The 24,690-nt window shown below is 29.1% G+C and carries 26 protein-coding genes and 1 other RNA gene; 6 read left to right on the forward strand and 21 right to left on the reverse strand.

Annotated features, from left to right (window positions below; genetic code table 11):
• Window positions 1-12: 12 nt before the first annotated feature.
• Genes yhbY through HMPREF0202_RS07525 form a run of 10 tightly spaced genes read right to left on the reverse strand, consistent with a single transcriptional unit; the run spans window position 13 to window position 9,529 of the window.
• Window positions 13-321, reverse strand: coding sequence for a ribosome assembly RNA-binding protein YhbY (gene yhbY / locus HMPREF0202_RS07480; protein WP_023050279.1), 309 nt, complete (start codon window positions 319-321; stop codon window positions 13-15).
• A gap of 34 nt (window positions 322-355) precedes the next feature.
• Entirely contained in the window at window positions 356-2,287 is a 1,932-nt protein-coding gene (locus tag HMPREF0202_RS07485; protein ID WP_023050280.1) for a ribonuclease J, read from the reverse strand.
• Window positions 2,284-4,074 (reverse strand): penicillin-binding protein 2, encoded by a 1,791-nt coding sequence (gene mrdA, locus HMPREF0202_RS07490; RefSeq protein ID WP_023050281.1) that lies wholly within the window; start codon window positions 4,072-4,074, stop codon window positions 2,284-2,286. The genes HMPREF0202_RS07485 and mrdA overlap by 4 nt, the downstream gene beginning before the upstream one ends.
• Window positions 4,071-4,466, reverse strand: coding sequence for a hypothetical protein (locus tag HMPREF0202_RS07495; RefSeq protein ID WP_023050282.1), 396 nt, complete (start codon window positions 4,464-4,466; stop codon window positions 4,071-4,073). The genes mrdA and HMPREF0202_RS07495 overlap by 4 nt, the downstream gene beginning before the upstream one ends.
• A gap of 17 nt (window positions 4,467-4,483) precedes the next feature.
• The gene (locus HMPREF0202_RS07500) at window positions 4,484-5,488 is read right to left on the reverse strand and encodes a hypothetical protein (protein ID WP_023050283.1); all 1,005 of its coding nucleotides are present in this window, start codon (window positions 5,486-5,488) and stop codon (window positions 4,484-4,486) included.
• Window positions 5,466-6,788: a tRNA (N(6)-L-threonylcarbamoyladenosine(37)-C(2))-methylthiotransferase MtaB gene (mtaB, locus tag HMPREF0202_RS07505; RefSeq protein ID WP_023050284.1), complete on the reverse strand. Its 1,323-nt coding sequence runs from the start codon at window positions 6,786-6,788 to the stop codon at window positions 5,466-5,468. Before mtaB ends, HMPREF0202_RS07500 begins: the two co-directional genes overlap by 23 nt.
• Complete coding sequence (locus HMPREF0202_RS07510; RefSeq protein ID WP_023050285.1) at window positions 6,778-7,488, reverse strand: RsmE family RNA methyltransferase; 711 nt, start codon at window positions 7,486-7,488, stop codon at window positions 6,778-6,780. The genes mtaB and HMPREF0202_RS07510 overlap by 11 nt, the downstream gene beginning before the upstream one ends.
• A gap of 9 nt (window positions 7,489-7,497) precedes the next feature.
• Window positions 7,498-7,923 (reverse strand): RrF2 family transcriptional regulator, encoded by a 426-nt coding sequence (locus HMPREF0202_RS07515; protein ID WP_023050286.1) that lies wholly within the window; start codon window positions 7,921-7,923, stop codon window positions 7,498-7,500.
• Window positions 7,924-7,927: 4 nt separating this feature from the next.
• Window positions 7,928-8,917 (reverse strand): Holliday junction branch migration DNA helicase RuvB, encoded by a 990-nt coding sequence (ruvB, locus tag HMPREF0202_RS07520; RefSeq protein ID WP_023050287.1) that lies wholly within the window; start codon window positions 8,915-8,917, stop codon window positions 7,928-7,930.
• Between the two features lie 9 nt (window positions 8,918-8,926).
• Window positions 8,927-9,529: a DUF445 domain-containing protein gene (locus HMPREF0202_RS07525; protein WP_023050288.1), complete on the reverse strand. Its 603-nt coding sequence runs from the start codon at window positions 9,527-9,529 to the stop codon at window positions 8,927-8,929.
• 394 nt (window positions 9,530-9,923) lie between these two features.
• Between HMPREF0202_RS07525 and HMPREF0202_RS07530 the strand changes: the two genes are divergently transcribed.
• On the forward strand, window positions 9,924-11,264 hold the full coding sequence (locus HMPREF0202_RS07530) for an alanine/glycine:cation symporter family protein (protein WP_023050289.1): 1,341 nt from the start codon (window positions 9,924-9,926) through the stop codon (window positions 11,262-11,264).
• Window positions 11,265-11,304: 40 nt separating this feature from the next.
• Here the strand turns inward: HMPREF0202_RS07530 and rny are convergent, their stop codons facing one another.
• The 6 genes from rny to obgE all read right to left on the reverse strand — a co-directional run bounded on the left by rny (window position 11,305) and on the right by obgE (window position 16,388).
• Complete coding sequence (gene rny / locus HMPREF0202_RS07535) at window positions 11,305-12,870, reverse strand: ribonuclease Y (protein WP_040406862.1); 1,566 nt, start codon at window positions 12,868-12,870, stop codon at window positions 11,305-11,307.
• Window positions 12,871-12,891: 21 nt separating this feature from the next.
• A complete protein-coding gene (locus HMPREF0202_RS07540; protein WP_023050291.1) occupies window positions 12,892-13,239 on the reverse strand; it encodes an STAS domain-containing protein in 348 nt (115 codons plus the stop codon).
• Between the two features lies 1 nt (window position 13,240).
• Complete coding sequence (locus HMPREF0202_RS07545; protein WP_023050292.1) at window positions 13,241-13,633, reverse strand: ATP-binding protein; 393 nt, start codon at window positions 13,631-13,633, stop codon at window positions 13,241-13,243.
• Window positions 13,634-13,637: 4 nt separating this feature from the next.
• On the reverse strand, window positions 13,638-14,024 hold the full coding sequence (locus tag HMPREF0202_RS07550; protein ID WP_023050293.1) for a hypothetical protein: 387 nt from the start codon (window positions 14,022-14,024) through the stop codon (window positions 13,638-13,640).
• A gap of 107 nt (window positions 14,025-14,131) precedes the next feature.
• Window positions 14,132-15,028 (reverse strand): tRNA (adenosine(37)-N6)-dimethylallyltransferase MiaA, encoded by an 897-nt coding sequence (gene miaA / locus HMPREF0202_RS07555; RefSeq protein ID WP_023050294.1) that lies wholly within the window; start codon window positions 15,026-15,028, stop codon window positions 14,132-14,134.
• A gap of 73 nt (window positions 15,029-15,101) precedes the next feature.
• Window positions 15,102-16,388: a GTPase ObgE gene (obgE, locus tag HMPREF0202_RS07560; RefSeq protein ID WP_023050295.1), complete on the reverse strand. Its 1,287-nt coding sequence runs from the start codon at window positions 16,386-16,388 to the stop codon at window positions 15,102-15,104.
• Window positions 16,389-16,573: 185 nt separating this feature from the next.
• On the opposite strand from obgE, the gene HMPREF0202_RS07565 reads away from it, so the two are divergent.
• From HMPREF0202_RS07565 to ssrA, 5 genes are all read left to right on the forward strand, one after another.
• Window positions 16,574-17,575 (forward strand): chorismate synthase, encoded by a 1,002-nt coding sequence (locus HMPREF0202_RS07565; RefSeq protein ID WP_023050296.1) that lies wholly within the window; start codon window positions 16,574-16,576, stop codon window positions 17,573-17,575.
• Between the two features lie 14 nt (window positions 17,576-17,589).
• Window positions 17,590-18,081: a deoxycytidylate deaminase gene (locus HMPREF0202_RS07570; protein ID WP_023050297.1), complete on the forward strand. Its 492-nt coding sequence runs from the start codon at window positions 17,590-17,592 to the stop codon at window positions 18,079-18,081.
• Window positions 18,082-18,092: 11 nt separating this feature from the next.
• Window positions 18,093-18,722 carry a PAQR family membrane homeostasis protein TrhA gene (trhA, locus tag HMPREF0202_RS07575; RefSeq protein WP_023050298.1) on the forward strand — a complete coding sequence of 210 codons (630 nt, stop codon included), beginning with the start codon at window positions 18,093-18,095 and terminating at the stop codon, window positions 18,720-18,722.
• Between the two features lie 21 nt (window positions 18,723-18,743).
• Window positions 18,744-20,081, forward strand: coding sequence for an MATE family efflux transporter (locus tag HMPREF0202_RS07580; RefSeq protein WP_023050299.1), 1,338 nt, complete (start codon window positions 18,744-18,746; stop codon window positions 20,079-20,081).
• A gap of 44 nt (window positions 20,082-20,125) precedes the next feature.
• Window positions 20,126-20,473: a transfer-messenger RNA gene (ssrA, locus tag HMPREF0202_RS14980) on the forward strand.
• Between the two features lie 69 nt (window positions 20,474-20,542).
• Here ssrA and HMPREF0202_RS07585 read toward each other — a convergent pair.
• The 5 genes from HMPREF0202_RS07585 to HMPREF0202_RS15110 all read right to left on the reverse strand — a co-directional run bounded on the left by HMPREF0202_RS07585 (window position 20,543) and on the right by HMPREF0202_RS15110 (window position 24,601).
• Entirely contained in the window at window positions 20,543-20,821 is a 279-nt protein-coding gene (locus HMPREF0202_RS07585) for a hypothetical protein (RefSeq protein WP_084537652.1), read from the reverse strand.
• Window positions 20,822-20,933: 112 nt separating this feature from the next.
• Window positions 20,934-21,758, reverse strand: coding sequence for an aldo/keto reductase (locus tag HMPREF0202_RS07590; RefSeq protein ID WP_023050301.1), 825 nt, complete (start codon window positions 21,756-21,758; stop codon window positions 20,934-20,936).
• A 22-nt stretch (window positions 21,759-21,780) separates the two neighbouring features.
• Complete coding sequence (locus HMPREF0202_RS07595; RefSeq protein ID WP_023050302.1) at window positions 21,781-22,947, reverse strand: class I SAM-dependent rRNA methyltransferase; 1,167 nt, start codon at window positions 22,945-22,947, stop codon at window positions 21,781-21,783.
• A 74-nt stretch (window positions 22,948-23,021) separates the two neighbouring features.
• A complete protein-coding gene (locus HMPREF0202_RS07600; RefSeq protein ID WP_023050303.1) occupies window positions 23,022-24,416 on the reverse strand; it encodes a potassium/proton antiporter in 1,395 nt (464 codons plus the stop codon).
• Window positions 24,417-24,424: 8 nt separating this feature from the next.
• A complete protein-coding gene (locus HMPREF0202_RS15110; RefSeq protein ID WP_023050304.1) occupies window positions 24,425-24,601 on the reverse strand; it encodes a hypothetical protein in 177 nt (58 codons plus the stop codon).
• Window positions 24,602-24,690: the final 89 nt, after the last annotated feature.

Consider the following 24,690-nt stretch of genomic DNA (forward strand, 5'->3'; position numbering starts at 1 on the left):
TCTTTTAATTTTTTATTTAACTGCTTTTAATTCTAGTGATATTGTTGGTTTATCTTGATTTTCTTTGTAGAATATTATAGTTCTTCCAATTATTCCTACAACTTCTGCCTCTATCATTTCAGCTATTTGGTAAGCTACTTCATTTTTATCCGCTTCTGAATTTTGAAGTATTTTTACTTTAATAAGTTCTCTTGGAATTAATGCCTCTAAAACTCCTTGTGCTAATGTTTCAGAGAATCCCTCTTTTCCTATTCTAAATATTGGCTCTAAATTGTGAGCTCTCTTTCTTAAAAACGCTCTTTTTTTGCTTGTTAAACTCATTTTATCTCCTCTTTATCTTTAATTATATTTTTTATTATACATCCATAATTATTGGTAGAATAACTGGTGTTCTTTTAATTCTATTGTAGAAGAACTTTCCTGCTACATCTCTAACGCTATTCTTTATTACTGTCCAATCTTTTATTGCACTATTTTCAAACTCTTTTAATTTTACTTTTATCTGTTCATTAGCTTCATTTAATATTTCATCAGAATCTCTTGAGTATACAAATCCTCTAGTAACAATATCAGGACCACTTAATACTTTTCCTGTTTCCTTATCTAAAGCAAATACTACAATTACTACTCCATCTTGTGATAACTGTTGTCTATCTTTTAGAACTATATGTCCAATATCTCCAACACCAAGACCATCAACCAATGTAGCTCCTGCATTAACTTTTCCTTTTATCTTCGCACTAGTTTTTGTTACTTCTACTTTGCTTCCGTTAGTAGCTATTACTATATTACTTTTAGGAATTCCAGTCTCTATTGCTGTTTCTTTATGAGCTTTTAACATTTTAAACTCTCCATGAACAGGCATAAAATGTTTAGGTTTTATTAAATTTAACATTAGCTTTTGCTCTTCTTTACTTGCATGCCCTGAAACATGTATTCCAGCTATTTTTTTAAATACAACTTCTGCTTCATATTTTAAAAGACTATTTATGTTATTTGAAACAGCTCTCTCATTTCCTGGAATTGGAGTTGCTGAAATTATAACAGTATCTCCCTCTTTTACTTTTGTATGTTTATGCATATTTTTGGCTATTCTTGATAACGCTGCCATTGGCTCACCTTGAGTTCCTGTACACAGAATAACAACTTTATTATCTCTCATTTTATCAACATCTGATAAGTTTATCATAATATTTTCAGGAAGCTTTAAATATCCTAAAGTTGCCGCTATATCAAAAACTTTAATTAAGCTTCTTCCATCTATTGCAATTTTTCTTCCATGTTCATGAGCTATATTTACAATCTGTTGAAGTCTATGAACGTGAGATGCAAATGCTGCTATTATAATTCTTCCTTTTGCTTTTGCAAATTCAACTTTAAAAGCTTCTCCAACACTTCTTTCAGATGGAGTAAATCCATCTATTTCTGAGTTTGTTGAATCTGAAAGTAATAAATCTACTCCCTCTTCACCAATTTGCGCAAGTCTTAAAAAATCCACTCCGTCTCCGTCAACTGGTGTTAAATCAATTTTAAAATCTCCTGTATACATTACTCTTCCTGCTGGAGTTGTAACAACAACTGCATAAGCATCTGCTATTGAGTGTGTAACGCCTACAAATTCAACCTCAAAATATTTTCCAACTCTTATCTTATCTCTTCCTTTTACCTCTCTCATTTTAGGAAGTACTTTTGAAACTTCTCCACTTTCAAACTTAGCTTTTATTAATGCTAATGTTAACTTTCCTCCATGAAGAGGTACATTTTTATCTATTTTTTGATATAAATAAGGCACAGATCCAATATGGTCCTCATGACCATGAGTTATAAATAGCCCTTTTATTTTATCTTTGTTACTTTCGATATAGCTGAAATCTGGAATAACTAAATCTATTCCTAATAATCCATCATCTGGGAAAGTAACTCCAGAATCAATAATAATAATTTCATCTCTATATTGAACTAAAGTCATATTTTTTCCAATTTCATCTAATCCACCTAAAGGAATAACATACATTTTTTCCTCTTTTTCAGTTTTTAAAATTGGTTTTTTAACCTCTTCTTCAGCTTCAACTTTTTTTGCTGGAACTCTTTTTTTAGGTGCTTGAGGTCTTTGTTGTTGAGTTGTTTTAACTTCAACTGTCTTTACATCATTATTTTTTTTAGTTTCATTTAAAACCTCAGTATTTGGAGCTTTTTCTCCTTGCTTTGGTTTATTATAATATTTTCTTCGTCTTGTTTTTTTCTTTGTTGCGTCTTTCTCCTTTTCAACAATATTTTCTAAATTCATTTCATCTCCTCATTGTAATATTCCAAATATTTGTCCACAAATTTTTTAGCAACTCCTCCAGCAACACGGCCTCCTCCTCCAGCTCCTTCTAATAGAACTGTAAATACAATCTTAGGCTGCTTGTCTGCTGGAAAATATCCTGCAACAAGAGCATGAGTTTCATCAAATCTTGAATTCTGAGATGATCCACTTTTTGCTCCTATAACCAATCCAGGGGTTCTTAATGCTTTTGTTGTTCCGTTATCCTTTTCAACAGTATTTATTAATGCTTTATTTAAAACATCATAATACCAACTTGGATAATTTGTTTCATACAAAACCTCTGGCTTTATCTCTACTTTTTCACTACCGTTTTCCATATAGTCTACAACATGGGGTACATAAGCTTTTCCTCTATTTGCAAGTCCCATATAGGATACTGCAACTTGCATAGGTGTAGCTAAAAGATACCCTTGTCCTATTGACAAGATTATTGTATCTCCTTTAAACCAACCTTGTTTAAATCTTTTCTTTTTCCATTTTTCACTTGGTAATATTCCTGCTCTCTCTCCAAAAACATCTATTTTAGATAGTTTACCATAACCGAAATTTCCAGCTACATCTATAATTGGTTCATGCCCAAATTGGTCAGCATATTTGTAATAATATGGATTTACAGATTCTACTATAGATTTTTCAAAATCAACCGTTCCATGTCCACCCTTTTTCCAAGCTCTCCAACTCCATTTTCCAATGCTATAAACACCATTGTCAAATATTTTTGTTTTAGGATCTAAACCATTATTAAAAAATGCAAATGCTGAAAATGGCTTAAATACTGAACCTGGTGGATATTCTCCTGATATACTTTTATTTGTTAATGGCTTTCTTGGGTCATTTGTTATTTGGTCCCAATCCTCTTGAGAAATTTTAGAACTAAACGTAGTCAGTGAATATGTTGGATAACTTACTAATGTTAATACTTTTCCTGTTTGAGCCTCTATTGCTACTAAAGCTCCTGATAGATTCTCCTCTTGGAAAACTTCTTCCATATACTTTTGTAATCTCATATCTAAAGATAAATGTAGGTTATATCCTGGAGTTGGATCTTTACTTTTTTCAATTTTTTGAGCTTTATTCAAAGCATTAACCTCAATATAATCATATCCAGGTTTCCCTTTCATTTGAGAATCATAAATTTTTTCAATTCCAGTTTTTCCAACAATATCTCTTGGAGAATATCCATCCTCTTTCAAATTTTCATACTCTTTTTCTGTTATCTTTTTTACATACCCAATTGTATGTGCTGCTAATGAATCATGTATATATTTTCTTTTAGAATAGCTTTGAACTTCCAAATATGAATAATCTCCAATTTTTTCCATTAATTTATGAGCTAAATCCAAATCTAAATCTTCTACCAGAATATTTTCTTTAGTATAAGGTACAATTTCTCCGTACTTTATCCTTTTTTGTAAATAATCTTCACTATATCCAGTTGCTTCACTCATCTCTTTTAATTGTTCATTAGTTACAACTCTTTGGTTCAAATATACCAATCTATACCCCAGTGTATTAGTAACAACTAATTCACCATTAGAATCATATATATTTCCTCTTTCTGCATCAATTTTTCTTAATTTAACTCTATTTTTTTGAGCTAAATAATTATACTTATCTTTTTGTAAAATTTGTAAATATGCCATTCTACTTCCTAGTAATACAAATACTAGAAAAATAAATACTTTATATATTTCCCCTCTAAATTCGAAACTTTTTCCTAACTTTATTCCAAGATCTTTTTTCACTTAGTTGCTCTCCTCATATATAATAAATTAATTATAAAATAAAATACTGAAAGAAATAACACATTTACTATTACAAATGGACTTTTCACGAAAATTTTCCATGCCACTATTTGCAAAAGTGAAAGTATATAAAGATTTCCAATATTATAATCAAAGTTTATAAAATATAGGTGATAAAAAATAATATTTATCCCAACGAACAAAAAAGCAAACGCAGGTTCTCTCGAATGAAGAGCTAATATAACTGCTAATAACGGAAATAAAAATGCTATTTTTTTATCTTTTCTATAAGATAAATAAGCCAAGTACGGCATTATTAAAAATCCTTTTGATGTTGTTTGAGGAATGTTATCCAATATAAAAATAAATAAAATTGAGATAAAATCTAGCATTTCCACTCCTTTTAATTCTAATCTATTAAAATATTTATCTTGTTACTTAAACTATTGTTTTCTAACATATTACTTATATTTAATTTTTTTGCAATTTTTAATGCTGTATAGTAATCTTCACTATTATACTCTATCACAGATTTATCTAATTTTTTAGAATCCTCTTTTAAAGTGACATTTTTATATCCAGAACTTTCTAACTCTTTTAAAGCTGATTTAGCTTCTGCCGTTGTTCCTTTAATTTCAATTTTAAAGTCAATGTCTTTTTCTTTTCCAAGTATTAATACAACACTCGCTAATGTCGGAATATCACTATCTTCTTTTATCTTAAAATATTTTTCATTTACATTAGCTAATATATTTTCAATATTCTCTTTACTAATTTCATTGATTTTAATCAAACTATAGTTTGTATTTTTTTCGTAGTTAGCTGCTGTATAAGTTAAAGCTAATTTATTTTTTAAATTTTCTCCAGTCTTTCTAGCATAACCACCTACTCCATTTGCGTTTAATATATCTACAACTAAATTTGTTGAACCTTTTAATTCTCCACCATATAAATCAGCAAATAAAGATTGTGTTCCTGATGTTAAAATATATTTTTTATCATCTATTACCATTTCAGGGATATTTCTTGCATTTTTTACATTTAAAGCTATCTCACTATATTTTATAACTTTATAGTTTTGAACTTTTTCAGGTAAAAAATTATTTATTGAGTCTATCACCATTTTATAGTTTTTAGAATCCACTAATTTTTTTATTGTTGTTTCCTTATCTACTTGAACATCAAAGGGTATTTTCACTGCTAGTTTATCTTCGTATACTACAATAATGTTATTTTTACCTATTATTGCATATCTTTCCCAATTCTCTAAATTTTTATTAGTTTTATTTAAATTATATGTTAAAAATACACCTAATATACCTATCACTATTATTGCTAATAGTAAGCCTCCTAGAGCTTTTCCTGCTTTTCTTGTTGTTTTCTTTTGTCTACTAAACCCTTTTTCCTTTCTCATTTCCAATTAGTAACTCCTTTTCTAAATTTGAAATTTCTACTTTTACTAATTCATTAACACCAGCTGTTGCTTCTAAAGTTTTTACTCTTAAATAGTTTTGACTATATCCATATGAGCATCCGTCTTCTTTTATCTCTTCAACTAAAACCTCTAGTTCTTTTCCTATATATTTTTCTCTTCTTTCTTTTCCCATCTCTTTTCTTAGAGTTTCTAAAACTTCAGCTCTTTTCTTTTTTACATTTCCATCAATTTTATCTGTAAATGTATTTGCTAAAGTTTTCTCTCTGTCTGAATATTGGAAAACATGTAAATCTGAGAATCCTATACTTTTTATTACTTCATATGTATTATTAAACATCTCATCTGTTTCTCCTGGGAATCCCACAATAACATCTGCTGTATATTCCATATTTTCAACATTTTCTCTAAGCTTCAATAATCTTTCTTGGATAAGTTCTGCACCATAATTTCTTCTCATTCTTTCTAAAACTGTATTATCACAAGATTGTAATGATATATGTAAATGTGGCATTAACTTATTACTGTTCTCTCTCATAATCTCTATAAATCTATCTGATATCTTATCTGGATACATAGAACCTATTCTAACTCTTTCAACTCCTTCTAGCTTAACTACTGTTTCTAAAAGTGTTTCTAAATTAATATCAGAGTCTAAATCTTCACCATAAGCACCTAAATTTATTCCAATGATAATAAACTCTTTAAATCCTTCTTTTGTTAATACTTCTATCTCTTTACAGATACTTTCTAAAGAACGAGATCTACTTTTTCCTCTACCAAATGGTATCTTACAATATGAACAGAAATTATTACATCCATCTTGTATTTTTATATACGCTCTTGACATCTCTCTTAAAGTAGCAAACTCATACTCTTCGTACGTTCTCTCTTCAAAAATATTCTCTGTTAATACTTTTGATTTTTTATTTTCAATATCTTGAATAAAATCTACTAGACCACTTTTATTACTATTTCCAACAACAAAATCAATCTCTTCAATCTCTAGTAATTCTTTTGAATTTGTCTGAGCATAACAACCTGTAACAATAACAATTGATTCAGGATTCATTTTTTTAGCTCTTCTTAACACATTTCTTGTTTTTTTATCAGCTATACTTGTTACTGTACATGAGTTAACAATATAAATATCTGATTTATTTTCAAAATTTTCCTCTTCGTATCCTATTTTTATTAATTGATTCTTTATACTTTCACTTTCATATTGATTAACTTTACACCCTAATGTATAGAAAGCTACTTTTTTATTATTAAAATTCATTTACTAATATTCCTCCTACTATAATTGAGGCAGTTTCAGCTCTTAATATTCTCTTCCCCAAAGATACAGGCATAACACCTTTCTCTGTTAAGAACTCAATCTCCTCTTTATCAAATCCCCCCTCTGGACCAATTATATATAAAACTTTCTTAGGTTTATTTTCAACTTTATTTAAAATATTTCTTAGTGAGTTTTTATCTTCACATTCATATGGAACAAACATTAAATCATACTCTTTATAATTTAGTTCTAATAATTTTTTCGGTTCTCCAATTTCTACTAATTTAACAGCTTGGCACTGCTTTGTTGCTTCTTTTACTATTAGATCCCATTTATCTTTTTTCTCAGTAATTTTAGCCACACCTCTTTTTGTTAATAGTGGTGTTATTTTACTTACCCCAATCTCTGTCAATTTTTGAATTGTTAAATCCATTTTATCATTTTTTAAAATTCCTATAGCAGCTTCTATATAAACTTCAGAAGAAAATCTATCTTCATTTCTTTCTAAAATTTTAGCTTCTATTATCTTTTTCTCTATATTTAAAACTTCACAAATATACTCATATTCTCCATCTACAGCTCTTATTATCTCTCCTGGCTTTATTCTAAAAGCATTTTTCAAATGGTTTATGTCATTTTTGTCCACTATTTCTATTATTTCATTTGCTATATTGTCTTTAGATATTATAACACTTATCATTATAAACTCCTATATCATATCCTTATTTTTTATTAGCTCTGCTAAAGTTGTTCCTTCTAAAATTTTAGTCATAGCTATATCTAATTTACTCCATATACAAGTCGTTGAGCACTCGTCATCAACACAAGAACAATTTTTGCTTTTATTATTCTCATTACAATCAATAACTTTAACTTCATCATCTAATATTTTATACAATTCATGTAATGTTATATCTTCAGGTTCCATTGAAAGTTTATAACCTCCATTCGGTCCTCTTTTTCCTTGAATTATATTTTCATTTTTTAATTTAAATAAAATTTGCTCTAAATACTGAACTGAAATATCCTCTGATTCTGATATCTCTTTTATTCGAGCTAAGTTTCCCTTTTGAGAAGCTTCAGCTATATATACTAATGCTTTTACACCATATCTAACTTTTGTACTTATTTTCATCCTCTTACTCCTTTATCTCAAAATGATTATAAGCCTTTTCTGTAACCATTCTACCACGACTAGTTCTTTTAATATAACCAATTTTAACTAAATAGGGTTCATATACCTCTTCTATTGTTCTTCTATCTTCTCCCAACATCAAGGCTAAAGTTTCAACACCTACTGGACCACCACCATAATTTTCTATTATAGCTTTTATAATATCTCTATCTAATTCATCTAAACCTTGTTTATCTACGCCTAAAATATTTAGTGCTTTTATAGCGCTATTTAAATCAACTACTCCATTTCCTTTTATTTCACAATAATCTCTAACTCTTTTTAATAATCTATTTGCAATTCTCGGAGTTCCTCTACTTCTCAAAGCAATCTCTTTTGCTCCCTCTTCTTCAACTTTGACACCTAAAATAGCGCCACCTCTTTTTACTATTCCTTCAAGTTCATTTTCTTTATAATAGTCCATTCTATGAACTACTCCAAATCTATCTCTTAAAGGAGAACTCAAAAGACCCGCTCTAGTTGTAGCTCCAATTAAAGTAAATGGTGGTAATTCTATTCTTATTGATCTCGCTGAAGGTCCTTTTCCAATAATAATATCTAACTCTCCATCTTCCATAGCTGGATATAAAATCTCCTCTACCGACGTATTCAATCTATGAATTTCATCAATAAATAATATATCATTCTCTTCTAATGATGTTAAAATAGCTGCTAAATCTCCAGCTTTATCTAATATTGGTCCTGAAGTTATTTTTAAGTTAACTCCCATCTCTGTAGCTATTACTCCTGCTAAAGTTGTTTTTCCTAACCCAGGTGGTCCATATAAAAGAATATGATCTATGCAACCACCTCTTTTTTTTGCAGCTTCTATAAAAATACTCATTTTTTCTTTTAATGATTCTTGACCGATATATTCAGCTAATCTTTTTGGTCTAAGATTTTTTTGAACTTCTCCTTCAAATTCCAACTCTTCATTAGAAACTATCCTATCCATTTTTTCTCCTTAAATAAAAACTGTTATTACAAATTGTACAACTCCAATAAGTCCACCTAAAATAGCTCCAATTATTTCTATATGTTTCAACTCTTTCTTTGCTAAAGAAAAAGTTATTCTCTCTAGCTCTTCCAAAGAAAATCCATCTACTTTTTCAACTATAATCTCTTTAAAATCAACATTTTTTTCTAAAGTTTCAAATAACATTCCAATTATTTGATCTTTATTTTCCATTATCGACCCTTTTATAGCATCTTTTATTTTATTTAAAGCTGATTCATTTAAAAACATAGCTATCATTGGAAATCTCGTTGTTATCTCTGATGCTAACTTTTTTTCTAATATACTGTCAATTACTCTTTCCATTTCAACATCTAAATTTGCATTTTCTAATTTTTTTGTTATATCATCTAATGATATTAGTTCATTTTGAATTGTATCTGCTAAAGTTATTCCTATTTCATGTCTTCTTTTAGGAATTAAACCTTGGATTTTAAAAAACCCTAAGTTTATCTCTTTATATGGTCTAAATAACATCTTTATTGCAATATAGTTTGTAACCCATCCAATCATCGATCCAATAACAATTAAAAGTAACGCTTTTACTAACATCTTCTCACCTTTTCAATTCCTTATCAGTTTTATAAATTATTATTTATTATACCATTTTATACCTATATATCCAATACATTTTTTGGGCTTTTACTTCTAAAAAAATCACTAACCTTGATTTTTTTCTTGTATTATTTTTTATTTGTGTTATAATACTTCAAATAATTATGAGGAGGAAAGTAATGAAACAAAAAATAGTTTTTAATACAAATGCATATTACTACTATTATTTAACCTAGGATTGGTATTTTTGTTTCATGAAAAAATACGAATCCATTTTGCGTTACTTTAATAGTAGTGAGTGGATTTGTTACATAGAACTGGTAAATTACAGCCTGTGGATAAAATCCACAGGCTTTTTTGTTTTTTAAAAAATTTTTAGGAGGAGTTTATTATGTTTATTTTAGAAAGTATCGTTAATTTTTTAAATTCAATTCTTTGGGGGAAAAATATATTAGTTGTTTTACTTATTTTTTCAGGTGTTTTCTTTACAGTAAAAACTAATTTTGTTCAACTTCGTTTTTTAAAGCATATGGTTAAGCTTTTAACGGATAAATCAAATAGTGATTCTGAAAATCTTTCACCTTTTCAAGCCTTTTGTATAAGTACTGCAACTAGAGTTGGAGCTGGTAATTTAGCTGGTGTTGTTAGTGCAATTTCTATTGGTGGTGCAGGTTCAATTTTCTGGATGTGGGTTGTTGCGTTTTTAGGTTCTGCTACAGCATTTGTAGAAACTACTTTAGCTATGATATTTAGAGAAAAAGATAAAACTGGTCATTTTTATGGCGGTCCTTGCTTTTTTTTAAAAAATGGTCTTGGTAAAAAAAGTTGGGGTGTTGCTTTTGTGATAACTGGTATTATTTGTTGGGCAGGAGTTTTACAAGTTGTTTCAAACTCTGTTACCGAATCATTTAATGTAGCTTTTAATATTAGCCCAATGGTTATTTCTGCTCTTTTAACACTATTAGCAGCTATTGTAATCTTTGGAAAAACAGATAAAACAGCTAAAGTTTTAGATAAAGTAGTTCCTATTATGGCTGTAATGTACCTTGTTATTGTCTTTTTTATAATCATTAAAAACTTCGCTCTTTTACCTCAAGTTTTTTCTCAAATATTCTCAGAAGCTTTTGGAATTAGACAAGGAGTTGGAGGAACTATTGGAGCTATTATTATGCAAGGAGTTAAAAGAGGACTATTTTCTAATGAAGCTGGAACAGGTAGTGCTCCTTGTGCAGCGGCTAGTGCTACAGTTTCTCATCCAGTTCAGCAAGGACTAATTCAAAGCTTAGGGGTTTTTGTAGATACTTTTATAATCTGTACAGCTACAGCTTTAGTTATGCTACTTACTAAAGCCTCTGTTATAGATGGATTAAACGGTATGGAGTTATTACAAAAATCATTCAATTACCATCTGGGTTCAACTTTCGGTGAAATATTTGTAGCTATAATACTTTTTCTTTTCTGTTTCTCTACTCTTTTAGGAATCTGCTTCTATGGAAAAGTTAATATTAAGTTCTTAACTGACAAAGAGTTTGGACAAATACTTTTTAAAATCTTTGCTCTTTCAATGATCTTTATAGGAGGAATACAACAAAATTTCTTTATGTGGAATCTTGCTGATCTTGGTTTAGCTCTTATGACTATTATTAATTTATCTGGTGTATTCCCTCTATCAAAATTTGCATTTGATTCATTAAAGGATTACCAGTCTAGGTTTAATCCTATAAAGGCATAATAAAAAAGGAGAAAAACATTGTTTTTCTCCTTTTTTTATTTTACTTAGCGTACTCTACAGCTCTAGTTTCTCTTAATATTGTTACTTTTATTTGTCCTGGATACTGCATAGTTTCCTCTATTCTTTTAGCTATGTCTCTAGCCATTTTTGTAGCTGCATCGTCTGATACAATTTCTGGATTTATTATAATTCTTATCTCTCTACCAGCTTGAATTGCATAAGAAGATTCTACTCCATCAAATGAAGTTGCTATCTCTTCTAATCCTTCTAATCTTTTTAGATATGTTGATAACGTTTCTCTTCTTGCTCCTGGTCTTGAAGCTGATATTGCATCTGATGCTTGAACTAAAATAGCCTCTACACTTTCAAATTCAACTTCGTTATGATGAGCCATAACAGCGTTTATAACTGCTGGTTTTTCACCAAACTTTTTCAAGAACTCTCCTCCAATTATTGCATGAGATGCTTCTATATCGTGATCTAAAACTTTTCCTACATCATGTAAAAGTCCAGCTCTTTTCGCTAACTTAGTATCTGCACCTAACTCAGCTGCTAGATTTGCAGCTAATTTAGCTACCTCTATCGAGTGAGTTAAAACATTTTGACCATAGCTTGTTCTATATTTTAACTTACCTAATGTTTTAATTATTTCCATATGCATTCCTGGAATTCCTAACTCTAAAAGAGCCTGTTCTCCAGCTTCTATAATATCTTTATCAATTTCTTTTCTAGATTTATTAACAACTTCTTCTATCTTACCTGGATGAATTCTTCCATCATTTATAAGTTTTTCAATTGCTCTTCTAGCAACTTCTCTTTTTACACCATCAAAACTTGATAAAACAACAGCTTCTGGAGTATCATCTATTATTATATCCACACCTGTTAAAGCTTCTATTGTTCTTATGTTTCTTCCTTCTCTACCTATAATTCTACCTTTCATTTCATCATTCGGTAGATTTACAACTGATACAGTAGCATCTGCAACAAATTCTGAAGAAGCCTTTCCTATTGCTGTTGATAGAATTCTTTTTGATAATCTATCTTTCTCATCTTCTAGTTTATTCTCATATTCTCTTATTGCTAAAGCAGTTTCATGAACTAAATCATCTTTTAATTTAGAAATTAACATCTCTTTAGCTTCGTTTCTTGTCATTTCTGAAATTCTTTCTAAAGTTTCTTCTTGAACCTTTTTTAAGTCTTCTATTTCAGTTTTCTTATTTTCTAAGTTTTGATTAATCTCTTCTAACTCTACAGCTCTACTTTCAACTTTTTCAATTTTAGACTCTAAAGTTTCCTCTTTTTTAGCTAATCTTCCCTCTTTTTGTAACAACTCATTTTTTGCTATTTTTATCTCTTTTTCAGCTTCCTCTTTCATTTGGTAAACTGTTTCTTTCGCCTTTATCTCTATCTCTTTACTCTTTGCTAAAGATTCTTTTTCTGCTCTTTCTAATATCTCTTTAGCTTTTATTTTAGCTTTTAACTTTTCATCTTCTAAGTTATTAAGCTCCTCTATCTTCTTATCTATAGTAGATTTTTTATACATAATACTAAATATTATCGCAAACCCAACTATAGCTAATCCAACTCCTAACATTAAGTTCATAGTCTCTCCTTTTTGTAAATATTATCTAAAACTAGCTATTGCTTCCTCTTCTGTTGCATAAATATCAAATAATTCATCTAATCCAATCATTTCAAATATAGTTCTTATATGATCGTTTAATCCAACTAACTTTATATCTCCACCTAAATCTCTTACAACTCTTAACTTTCCTCTTAATATACCCATAGCTAAACTATTTATGTGAACTAAATCTCCAAAATCTATCACAAATTTATTTATATCAAGCTCTATTTGTTTTGCTATTCTTTCTTTTAATTTTGGCGCTACTAATGCGTCTAATTCTCCACATACCTTGATTATTCTTATGTCATCCACTGTTTTTTCAATTATTTCAAAATTTGTAGTCATGTTAAATTTCCTCCTTAACTCTCTTTTCAACTTTTATTTTTGTTCCATTAATCTTCTTTTCAACTTTAAAATTATCTGCCATAGCTTTTGCTAAAAAAAGTCCCATTCCGCCTTCATCTTTACTAATCTTAGATTCATCAAATCCAACACCATTATCTTCAACTACTAAATGAATAATGTCATTGTTTTTTTGAAGCTCTATAATTATATCACCAGATTTATATTCATAACCATGCTCTATAACATTTGTTGCTAGTTCATCAACAATCGATAAAATCTTCATAATATCTTTTTGTTCAACTTTTTGATGTTCTAAATATGTTTTAGTCATTGCCCTAATGATAGAAAGATTTTTTAAAGAGGATGGAACATACAGCTTTATTTCATTCTGCATTTTTTCACCTTCTCTCTGTAAATTTGGTTATTTTCCAATCACCATTTAAATATTTATACTCTACATTAAAATAAAGAACTTCTTCACCAAATCTAATTCCTATAGTATTTTCTCCTAAATTTCTAGAAATTTGCGGTTTTGTAAAGTAGAACTTTACTTTAGACAAGTCATATTCTGAAAGTTTATTTATAGCATATCTCTCACTAAATGAGACATCTAAGCTTTCTTTTAATCTTGTCACACTGTTCACCTGTAAATCTTTTTGAATAAGCTCTAATTTAGATACCAACTTTTCGTCAATATTTGATAAATTTTCATTATATCCTTTATCTAAATTTGAACAAGAAGCAGTCAAAATCATTAAAAATATAACATAAATCTTCTTTATCATCCAACACTTCCTTTTAAAGCTTTTCTGTACAATAATACCATACGAATACTTTTTTATCAAGACTATTATTTTCGGTAATTTTATGAAATAGTAGAGTAATTAAACCTTTATAAGGCATTAAACCTTTGTAAAATATCTGAAAAAATTTCATCTTGGGTCATTTTATCTAAATCGTACCAAATATACTCATGATCATTTTTAAACCATGTAAATTGTCTTTTAGCATAATTTCTTGAATTTTTCTTTATTAACTCTTTAGCATCTTCTAAAGTTAACTCTTGATTTATATATGAAATTAACTCTGAATAACCTATTATATTTATTTTTTTTAATACATCTCCATATTTTTCATAAAGATATCTTACTTCTTCTAAAAGTCCATTTTGCATCATTATCTCTACTCTTAAATTTATTCTATCATATAGATGCTCTCTATCTCTTTCTAAAGCAACTTTTAAAAATTTAAAATTGTTTCCTTTTATATTCTTTTTAGATAAAATCGAAAACTTCTCTCCAGTTTGATAGAAAACTTCTACTGCTCTTTCAACTCTTCTTTTGTTATTAGGATGAATACTCTCAGCACTTTCTGGATCAATTTCTTTTAAAATTTCAAAAAGTTTATCTCCATCTTCGCTCATCAATTTCTCTCTTATAGCTAAATCACTTTCTGGTAAAGCAGATAATCCTCTTACTACTGAGTCTATATAAAGTCCAGTTCCTCCTACTAATAGAACATTTTTTTCTTCATTAGAATTTAATATATCATCAACTTTTCTCTGATAATCACCAACACTATATTTTTTTATAGGTTCAACGACATCAATCATATGATGTACAATCCCTTGCATCTCATCCTCTTCTATTTTAGCTGTTCCTATGTTCATCTCTTCATACACTTGTGCAGAATCTGCCGAGATAATTTCAGCATTTAAAGCTTTTGCTAATTTTATTGATAATTCTGTTTTTCCTACTCCTGTAGGTCCGGCTATAACTATCCCTTTCAATTTTTCACCTCTAAAATTTTTAAATAGATAAAAAAGCTGAACCTAATGGCTCAGCTTAATAAATAATTCTTCATTACTCAACGAAATCAAATTCTGTATCAGCAATTCTTACTGTATCTCCATCTTCAACACCAGCATCTTTTAAAGCGTCTTCTAGTCCTAAGTTTCTAAGCATATGTAAGAATGTAACAACTGATTCATCATCATGAGTTATGATATATTTAGCTAGTACACCATCAACAATTGATCCGTCAACAACAAATACTCCATCTTCATCTTGTGTTACAACAAATGGTTCTTTTCTAGTTTTATTAGCTTTCAATACATCAATAATGTCAGCTTCTTCCTCTAGTTCTTCTCTCTCTGTCTCTTGTAAAACATGCCAAGTTCTATTTAAAACCTCTTTTAATCCATCACCTAAAATAACAGATACTGGGAACACTTCATTTCCTTGTGCTTCCACATGAGATTTAAACTCTTCATATTTATCCATATCCCAAATTAAATCCATTTTATTTGCCAAAATAATTTGTTTCTTATTTGCTAATTTTTCACTAAACTTTACTAACTCATTATTTATTCTCTCATAATCTTCAATTGGATCTCTTCCTTCAATTCCAGCCACATCTACTATATGATATATCATTTTACATCTTTCTATATGCTTTAAGAATTTATCTCCTAATCCTACTCCTTCATGAGCTCCTTCAATCAACCCTGGTATATCTGCTACAACGAATGATCTCCCTTCACCAAGTCTAACAACTCCTAATTTAGGCTCTAAAGTAGTAAAATGATAGTTTCCAACTTTAGATTTAGCTGCTGATATTTTATTTATTAAACTTGATTTTCCAACAGAAGGGTATCCAACTAACGCAACATCTGCTAAAAGTTTCAATTCTAATTTAACTCTTAACTCTACACCCTCTTTTCCTTTTCCAGCCATTGTTGGTGTTCTTCTAATTGAGTTTTTGAAGTTTGTATTTCCTAAACCTCCTCTACCTCCTCTTAAAAGAACTCTTTCTTCACCAGGTATACTCATATCTAAAAGTAATTTTCCTGTTTCCATATCTCTTACTTGAGTTCCAATTGGAACTTTTATTACTAAATTTTCTCCAAATTTTCCAAACATGTTTTTCTTTGCTCCATTTTCACCATTTTCTGCTTGGAACAATTTTTTGTATTTGAAGTCTATTAGTGTATTTATATTAGAGTCAGCTACGAAAACTACGTCTCCTCCTCTACCTCCATCTCCACCATCTGGACCTCCAAATTGTATGCATTTTTCTCTTCTAAAAGTAGCGGCTCCATCTCCACCGTTACCTGCTTTTACCGTTATAATTACCTCATCTATAAACACAGTTATCTCCTCCAAATATATTCAATCTATAATATTAAATTCTAATTCATTTCAATGCGTTAATTGTTATATTCTACACCTTTTTCTAATATTTTGCAATTAATTTTACTATGTTTTTATTTAATATTTCTCATGTTTTGTGCTAAAATTAAAATATACACATTATTTTAATTTAGGAGGATTTTATGAATAGTTTTGGTTCTCTTTTTAGAGTACATATTTATGGAGAATCTCACGGTTCTGGTATCGGAGTTTTAATTGATGGTGTTCCATCTGGAATAAAGCTTACTCTTGAAGATTTTACTAAAGATCTTTCTAAAAGAAAATCTGGAAAAATAGGTACTACTCCTAGGAAAGAGGATGATATTCCAAATATTATTTCAGGAGTTTTTAATGATTTTACAACTGGAGCTCCTATAAATATTTTTTTTGAGAACAAAAATACTGATTCTAAAGTTTATACTGACTTTAAATCGCACCCTAGACCTGGTCATGCTGACTTTTCTGCTACTAAAAAATATTCAGGTTTTAATGATATTCGTGGTGGTGGTCATTTTTCAGGTAGATTAACGCTTGCTCTTGTTGCCGCTGGTGTCATTGCAAAAAAAATATTAAATGATTTTATTTTTTCTAGTGAAATTGAATCAATCGGTATTTTAAATAAGTTAGAGTTTGATAAAAAATTAGAAAATTACTTGCTTGAAACTGCACATTCCGGTGATTCTTTAGGAGGAACAATCTCTTTAACTATTAAAAATGTTCCTATCGGTTTAGGAGAACCTTTTTTTGATTCTGTAGAATCTGTTCTTTCATCTATAATTTTTTCAATTCCAGGAATTAAAGGAATTGAGTTTGGTGCTGGATTTAAAGGAACAGAATTTTTAGGCAGTAAATTTAATGACTGTTTTATTGATAAAAGTGGAAAAACTTCGTCTAATAATAACGGAGGTATTAATGGTGGAATTACAAATGGAAACGACATCTTTTTAAAAGTTGCTGTTAAACCAACTTCTAGTATTTTCAAACCCCAAGAAACCTTTAATTTCAAAGATAAAAATATTCAATCTTTAAAAATTAATGGAAGACATGATGTCGCATTTCTTCTTAGAGTTCCTATTGTTTTAGAAAATGCTGTGGCTATTGCCCTTGCAGATTTATATTTACAAAATAAAAAAATATTTTTTTAATTTAGGAGGATAAAATGTCAAAAAGAGCTAATTATATTGATTGGGATGAGTACTTCATGGGAGTTGCAATTCTCTCTGCTAAACGTAGTAAAGATCCTGGAACACAAGTTGGAGCATGTATCGTAACTCCTGATAAAAGAATTGTAGGTGTAGGATACAATGGCCTTCCCGCAGGATGTTCTGATGATGAATTTCCTTGGGATAGAGAAGGGGATTTTTTAAATAGTAAATACGCATATGTTTGTCATGCTGAATTAAATGCTATTTTAAACAGTACTAAAAATTTAAAAGGATGTACTATTTATGTTGATCTTTTCCCATGTAACGAATGTGCTAAAAGTATTATTCAAAGTGGAATAAGTGAAATAGTTTATCTTTCAGATAAGTATAACAATACTGACTCTAATACAGCATCTAAAAAACTTTTAAATGCTGCTAATGTAAAGTTAAGACAATTAGATCCTAAATTTGATGAACTTGTTCTAAATTTTAGAAAGAATGGATAGGAGGTATCTCTATGAATAATACACTGACTAGATTAGAAGAATGGATTAACTCTATGACTCACTACTTTGGTGCTGTTCTAGCACTTATTGGAACTGGAGCTCTTTTAGTCCACTCTTTAAAAACAAATAATATTGGTTATGTTGTTGGTTCCATGGTATTTTGTTTTTCACTTGTTTTACTATATACAATGTCTGGAACTTACCACATACTTTATGTTGGAAAAATTAAAAAACTTTTTAAAATACTCGATCATTCTGCTATTTATATTTTAATATCTGGATCATACACTCCATATCTTCTTGGAGTTTTTGATGGAACAACAAAATGGGTTCTTTTCTTTGTTCAATGGGGAATGACACTTTTAGGAATACTTTTTAAAGTATTCTTTGTTGGAAGATTTAATTTTGTTTCTACCCTAATCTATCTTTTTATGGGATGGATGGTTATGTTTGTATTTAAAGATTTACAAATGCTTGCTTCACCGCTATCTTTAAAATTACTAATTTGGGGTGGTGTTAGCTATTCTGTTGGAACTATTTTCTATCTAATGAAAAATAAAAAATTTGCTCACGGTATTTGGCACCTTTTTGTTTTAGCAGGTAGTGTTTTTAATTATTTTTCAGTGTATTTTTTAATATAATATTTTTACAGGGGGAGTATTTTGCAAGATTTGAGTTTAAAGTTTGAAAAACAAAGTACCTTAACAACTATTTTAAAATTCAGCATTCCATCTTCACTTGGTGCTATTATAGGTATGCTTTGTGTTTTAACTGATAGGTATTTCATCGGTCAAGTAGCAGGAAGAGAGGGCATGGCAGCTATTGCCCTCGTTTTCCCCTATGCTATGATTATAAATAGTTTCAATTTTGCATTTTCAGGAATAGCTATTATAATTGGAGTTAAACTGGGATCAAAAGATAGAGAAGGTGCTGAAAAAGTTTTATGTACTGGATTTTTATGGATTCTTATTGTAGGTGTTCTTTTAACCATTTTTCTTTTTCTTTTTAACATTCCAATTTTAAAAATTTTAGGAGCTAGTTCTTCTAATATTGCATCAGCCATAGAGTATACAAATTTTCTAATTCCAATTGCAACTTTTCAAATTATTTTAGGACAAAGCACTCTTGTTAGAGGAATTGGAGACTCTGTTACAGCAATGGGCGTAAATATTTTTACAGGGGTTTTCAATGTTATTTTGGATTATCTTTTTATTATTAAATTCGATATGGGAATTGGTGGAGCTGCATTGGCTACTTTAATTGCTACTGCTTTAAGTGCTTTTTATATTCTTTTTTATTTTTTCAAATCAGATGTTATTACATTTTCTAAAAAGTATTTTTCTCTTGATTTAAAAATTTTAAAGGAAATCTTTAAAATAGGGAGTCCTCGTTTTTATAATCAACTTTTACAATCTTCAGTTATTACGGTTACAAATAGACAAGCTGGAGTTTACGGAGGAGATATTGCTACTGCTGCAATTGGAATTATCTCAATTTGCAGAAGCGTTATGAACACAAGTTTACAAGGCTTTAATCAAGGAACGGCAGCTATAATCTCATATACATTCGGATCTAAAAACTACGAACGTGTAAAAGAAGTTCTAAAAATACAACTTTATACAGTTATTAGTGTTTCAACTATTTTAGTTCTTCTTATGCTTTTTAATACTGAAAAGATAGTCTCATTTTTTATAAAAAATGATCCTCCTCTAGTCGAATTTACAGTTTCAGCTATGAGATTAAATCTTTTTTTAATGCCATTTACTGCAATGTTCTTAGCATGCAACAACTTTTTTCAATCTATTAAAGATAGTGTTATTGCTACACGATTTTTTATGTTAAGAATTGTTATTTTAAACATTCCTCTTGTTTATATTTTAGGATATTTTTTCAAAGAGATTGGTGTTTGGCTAGCATTTCCAATATCTGATACACTAGTAGCTATAGTTATGTTTTTCTTAACAATAAAAAAAATAAGAAAGATATCACCAGACAATTGAGTTTAAGAAAAATTTGTGTTATAATAATCTATAATTTAATAATTGGGGATGCAAAGGTTTCGACAGGGTTGTGAGGTTATAGGTAGCAGGCCAGGTTGATTGCTGTGAGAGATCAACTCATCGTTTAGATGGAAACAGAAATTACGCTTTAGCTGCATAATGTCAGCTCACCTCTGAACATTCTCTTCTGTAGGAGCGTTCAATCAAGGTGTCACTTAAATACAGATTACCCTAAACAATTTCTCTAAGTTATAGGGGACATTTTAGAGGATAGCTTTAGTTAGCCCTGTTTGCGGGAGTAACTATTGCGAATTCAAATAGCAAACTAAGCTTGTAGAAGCTTATGGCGCTTGCAATTTTGGACACGGGTTCGATTCCCGTCATCTCCACCAATGAATCCACCAACTAAATTTTAGTTGTTGAAATAGTAAGACCGTATTGAAAAATTCAATACGGTCTTTTTATTTTCTGTTTATATGTAACATGTTACTTCTTGGAAATTCAATATCTCTAAGCTTGTCCATTAATTTAACAACCTGATGTCTATTTAAATCATCAAACTTTTTTTGTTTAAAACCATCTTCTTCTACTGCAAATTTTTCATTTGAAATTTTTATAATACTCACTTTTCTATCTCTTTTAAAAGTTAATAAATTTACTCTTTTTCCAATTTCTAACTCAGTTAATATGTTCTCTATAAAACGATTATAATCTTTCATACTTATTTTATTTATTGCCATTTTTTTCTCCTCATAATTATAAGATATCCTATACTTAAAAATTTTAATAGCTTTTCCTTCTTCTGTTTTCAAATAATAAAAAAAAGTCATATAAAGATATGACTTTTAATATTTAAAACGTTATTTCATCGGGATCAGGACCTATTCTCTCCTCTTTATTTAATGAATCAATATATTTCATATCATCTTCATCTAAAATAAAATCTAATTGAAAATTCTCCATAATTCTAGATGGTGTAACTGATTTAGGTAATGGTAATAACCCCTTTTGTAAATGCCATTTTAAAACTATTTGAGCTACAGTTTTTTTATTCTTTTCAGCTATCTTCTTTAAACCTTCATGATCTAAAGCTCCTTGCATTAATGGACTCCAAGCTTCTACTACAATACCATTTTCATCACAGAATTTTTTTAATTCTCTTTGTTGTAAATATGGATGTAACTCAATTTGATTTACTGCAGGTACTATTTCAAAATTATTCATTATATGTTTCAAATGGTGTTCTTTCATATTACATACACCAATAGCTTTAACCTTACCACTTTTATAAAGTGTTTCCAAAGCTCTCCACGTTTCCCAAGTTTTATTTAAATCTTTAGGTTGTGGCCAATGAATTAAATACATATCTATATAATCTAATCCTAACTTTTTTAAAGATTCTTCATAAGCTTTTAAAGTTGTCTCATAACCTTGTTCAGTATTCCAAACTTTAGTTACAATAAAAAGTTCTTCTCTTGAAACATTATTATTTTTTAAAAATTCAGTAATTCCCTCTCCTACAGCATCTTCATTTCCATAAATAGCAGCTGTATCAATATGTCTGTATCCTATTTCTAAAGCTGTTCTCACTGCGTTTTTACACTGCTCTTTATCAGTTGCTTTCCATGTTCCAAATCCTACTTTCGGAATTTTCAAACCATTATTTAATAGATACATATTTCCCCACTCCCCTTTTATTTTAAATTATTCTTATTAAAAAACCTTTTAAATACTCAGTTTCAGGAACTGCTACTGATATTGGATGACATGGACTTTGGTGTAATTGATTTACTATTACAGCTTTTACTCCTGCGTCTTTAACGGCATAAGCCAAAGCCATTCTTAAATCTGCACTTGTAACTGCTCCACTACAACTATAAATTGAAAGTAATCCACCTTTTTTTGTAAGTTTTATTCCATTTAAAATTATATCCTTATATGCTTTTAAAGCTTTATCTAAATCTCTTCTATTTGGTGCTAATTTTGGTGGATCTAGATTTACTACATCCCATTGACGTCCTTCTTTTACTAAATCTCTTAAAACATTAAATATATTTCCCTTTATAAACTCAACATTTTCATATTTTATTAAATTTTTTCTAGCAACATTCAAAACATCTTCACTAACATCTATTAAAGTTGATGAATTTGCTCCATTTACCATAGCATGAAGTGAAAAACCTCCAGTATAACTACATACATCTAAAAAATCTTTATCTTTCGATAGAGAACCCATCAAAATTCTATTATCTCTTTGATCTGAGTAAAATCCTGTTTTTTGTCCTTTTAAGTCTATTGTGAACTTAGCCTCTCCCTCAAAAATTTCAATCTCATTTGGAACTTCACCAAAAAGAACTCCTGAAACTTCAGGAAGCCCTTCTAACTTTCTTCCATCACCTTCACTCTTTTCATATATTCCCTTTAAATTTGGAATCTCTTTTTTTAAAGCTTCTATTAAAAATTCTTTATCTTTTTCCATCCCTAAAGTCGAAGCTTGAACTACTAAGTAATCTCCAAAACGATCTACTATAACTCCTGGTAGAGAATCTGATTCACTATGAATTAACCTATATCCATTACTGTTAATATTTATCATTTCTCTTAAAGTATATGCTTCCTTTACTTTTTCAGAATACCAATTTAAATCTATTTTTTTATTGATATCTTTTTCCAGCATACGTACCATAATTTTCGAATTTTTATTATAATGACCATATCCAATAAACTCTTTTTTCCAATTATATACTTCTATAACTGATCCTGCTTCTGGGTTTCCTTCTATCTTTTCCACAGCTCCAGAATACATCCAAGGGTGTCCACTCTGCCACATTCTTTCTCTATCTTTTTTTATAAAAATTTTACTCAACTTTTCACGTCCTTTTAGTTTTTAAAAACTAATATATTATATTACATTCTATAACTATATCTAAAAAAATACAATTAGTTTTGTGAAAATAGAAGAGTATCTCCCATTAAAAGGGTCACATCTCCTTTTGGAGTTATATAATTTTCATCTCTTTTTATAGATACAATTAGCATTCCTTGAGGTAATTCAAGTTCTCTAATCTTTTTATTAACATATTCTGATTGCTTGTCTAATATCATCTTCTTCAAAGCAAGTTCTTCTAATTCCTCTATTTCTATAAATTTATCTTCCTCTTGATCCTCTTCGAATAAATTTAATTTTTTTCCTACATATTTTAAAGTCATTCCTTGAAGAAGAACTGAAAATACAACAATATAAAAAGTTAGATTAAACATTCCTTGAGCATTAGGTAATCCCTCTGTTATAGCCATTGTAGCAAAAATTATAGGAACCGCTCCCTTTAATCCTGCCCATGATATAAAAAATTTCTCTTTATAATTAAACTTAAATGGCCATAATAAACTATAAACAACAAGCATTCTTATAACTATTATCATAATTACAGACAATAAACTTCCTATAAATATATATCCTAACAATTGACTAGGAAAAACTAATAATCCTAACATTACAAACATCCCTATTTGCATAAACCATGTTATCAGTCTCATATTTCTAATTGAGTTTAACTTATAGTTAAACTTCTTATTTCCAATCATTATTCCAGCAATATATATTGCCAAAAATCCATTTCCATCTAAAACTGTTGCCAATCCAAAACAGATAAACAGTATTGCAATCAAATGTATAGTTAGAAACTCTTCTCTCACTATTTTTATATAATTAGCTAACGGTAAAGTCACCACTCCAAATATATACCCTATAATTGCTCCTAAGGTTATTTGTTTTAAAAGAAAAATTATCCCTGTTACAATTGATGTACTTTCTCCTTCTTTAAAAAATGATAATAAAAAAAGAATTAAAGCATAGGCCATTGGATCATTACTTCCTGATTCTATTTCAACAACCGATTTTATATCTTTCTTTAGCTTTGAATCTCCTAAGATAGACATAACTGCTGCTGCATCTGTTGATGATACCATAGCACTAAATAGTAAAGACTCTTTTAAGGTAAAATCTGTTAAATAATATACGGCTACTCCAGATAAACCTGCAGTTAGTAAAACACCTAAAGTTGCTAATGTTCCACTAGGATAAAGAGACTTTTTTACATCCTCTTTTTTAGTTTCTAATCCTCCTGAAAAAATTATAAACATTAAAGCTATTGTTCCTAAGTTTTGAGCGACTAAAGCATTATCAAAATAAATTCTACCTATTCCTTCTGATCCTGCTAACATTCCAACTAATAAAAACATTATCAATAAAGGTATCTCCAATTTCTTAGATATCCTTATTGAAAATAAACTTAATAGTATAATTATTCCAGCAATTAATATCTCTACTCCCATATATTCACCTACCCTGAAATACCATATTTTATTATATGTTCCAATAGTTTAAAAGTAGTCACTCCTACTAGCATTAAATATGACCCTACAAACATCATTAAAAATAACACTTTAAAAACTTTATCAAAAAAGCTTTCTTTTTCTCTTAAAATCTCATTCTCTTCAGTTAATAATAGTTTTTTCATTTTTTCCTCCAATTTTATTTTAATATCATTGAAAAAACTATTTTTTAAATTCTTAATACTCTATTTTCATATCTATTTAAAATTGTATA

Origin of the sequence: Cetobacterium somerae ATCC BAA-474 (assembly GCF_000479045.1) — a bacterium.
Classification (GTDB): domain Bacteria; phylum Fusobacteriota; class Fusobacteriia; order Fusobacteriales; family Fusobacteriaceae; genus Cetobacterium_A; species Cetobacterium_A somerae.

What these genes read in the sequence shown, in the direction of transcription:
- mtaB (WP_023050284.1), bottom strand. Translation starts at nt 6,788, where the DNA reads ATGAATTTTAATAATAAAAAAGTAGCTTTCTATACATTAGGGTGTAAA.
- HMPREF0202_RS07540 (WP_023050291.1), bottom strand. Translation starts at nt 13,239, where the DNA reads ATGACTACAAATTTTGAAATAATTGAAAAAACAGTGGATGACATAAGA.
- HMPREF0202_RS07550 (WP_023050293.1), bottom strand. Translation starts at nt 14,024, where the DNA reads ATGATAAAGAAGATTTATGTTATATTTTTAATGATTTTGACTGCTTCT.
- HMPREF0202_RS07515 (WP_023050286.1), bottom strand. Translation starts at nt 7,923, where the DNA reads ATGAAAATAAGTACAAAAGTTAGATATGGTGTAAAAGCATTAGTATAT.
- HMPREF0202_RS07500 (WP_023050283.1), bottom strand. Translation starts at nt 5,488, where the DNA reads ATGAGAAAGGAAAAAGGGTTTAGTAGACAAAAGAAAACAACAAGAAAA.
- HMPREF0202_RS07570 (WP_023050297.1), top strand. Translation starts at nt 17,590, where the DNA reads ATGTCAAAAAGAGCTAATTATATTGATTGGGATGAGTACTTCATGGGA.
- HMPREF0202_RS07530 (WP_023050289.1), top strand. Translation starts at nt 9,924, where the DNA reads ATGTTTATTTTAGAAAGTATCGTTAATTTTTTAAATTCAATTCTTTGG.
- HMPREF0202_RS07600 (WP_023050303.1), bottom strand. Translation starts at nt 24,416, where the DNA reads ATGGGAGTAGAGATATTAATTGCTGGAATAATTATACTATTAAGTTTA.
- HMPREF0202_RS07565 (WP_023050296.1), top strand. Translation starts at nt 16,574, where the DNA reads ATGAATAGTTTTGGTTCTCTTTTTAGAGTACATATTTATGGAGAATCT.
- HMPREF0202_RS15110 (WP_023050304.1), bottom strand. Translation starts at nt 24,601, where the DNA reads ATGAAAAAACTATTATTAACTGAAGAGAATGAGATTTTAAGAGAAAAA.
- HMPREF0202_RS07485 (WP_023050280.1), bottom strand. Translation starts at nt 2,287, where the DNA reads ATGAATTTAGAAAATATTGTTGAAAAGGAGAAAGACGCAACAAAGAAA.
- HMPREF0202_RS07585 (WP_084537652.1), bottom strand. Translation starts at nt 20,821, where the DNA reads ATGGCAATAAATAAAATAAGTATGAAAGATTATAATCGTTTTATAGAG.
- rny (WP_040406862.1), bottom strand. Translation starts at nt 12,870, where the DNA reads ATGAACTTAATGTTAGGAGTTGGATTAGCTATAGTTGGGTTTGCGATA.
- HMPREF0202_RS07590 (WP_023050301.1), bottom strand. Translation starts at nt 21,758, where the DNA reads ATGTATCTATTAAATAATGGTTTGAAAATTCCGAAAGTAGGATTTGGA.
- HMPREF0202_RS07510 (WP_023050285.1), bottom strand. Translation starts at nt 7,488, where the DNA reads ATGATAAGTGTTATAATATCTAAAGACAATATAGCAAATGAAATAATA.
- HMPREF0202_RS07495 (WP_023050282.1), bottom strand. Translation starts at nt 4,466, where the DNA reads ATGCTAGATTTTATCTCAATTTTATTTATTTTTATATTGGATAACATT.
- HMPREF0202_RS07545 (WP_023050292.1), bottom strand. Translation starts at nt 13,633, where the DNA reads ATGCAGAATGAAATAAAGCTGTATGTTCCATCCTCTTTAAAAAATCTT.
- ruvB (WP_023050287.1), bottom strand. Translation starts at nt 8,917, where the DNA reads ATGGATAGGATAGTTTCTAATGAAGAGTTGGAATTTGAAGGAGAAGTT.
- HMPREF0202_RS07525 (WP_023050288.1), bottom strand. Translation starts at nt 9,529, where the DNA reads ATGTTAGTAAAAGCGTTACTTTTAATTGTTATTGGATCGATGATTGGA.
- yhbY (WP_023050279.1), bottom strand. Translation starts at nt 321, where the DNA reads ATGAGTTTAACAAGCAAAAAAAGAGCGTTTTTAAGAAAGAGAGCTCAC.
- trhA (WP_023050298.1), top strand. Translation starts at nt 18,093, where the DNA reads ATGAATAATACACTGACTAGATTAGAAGAATGGATTAACTCTATGACT.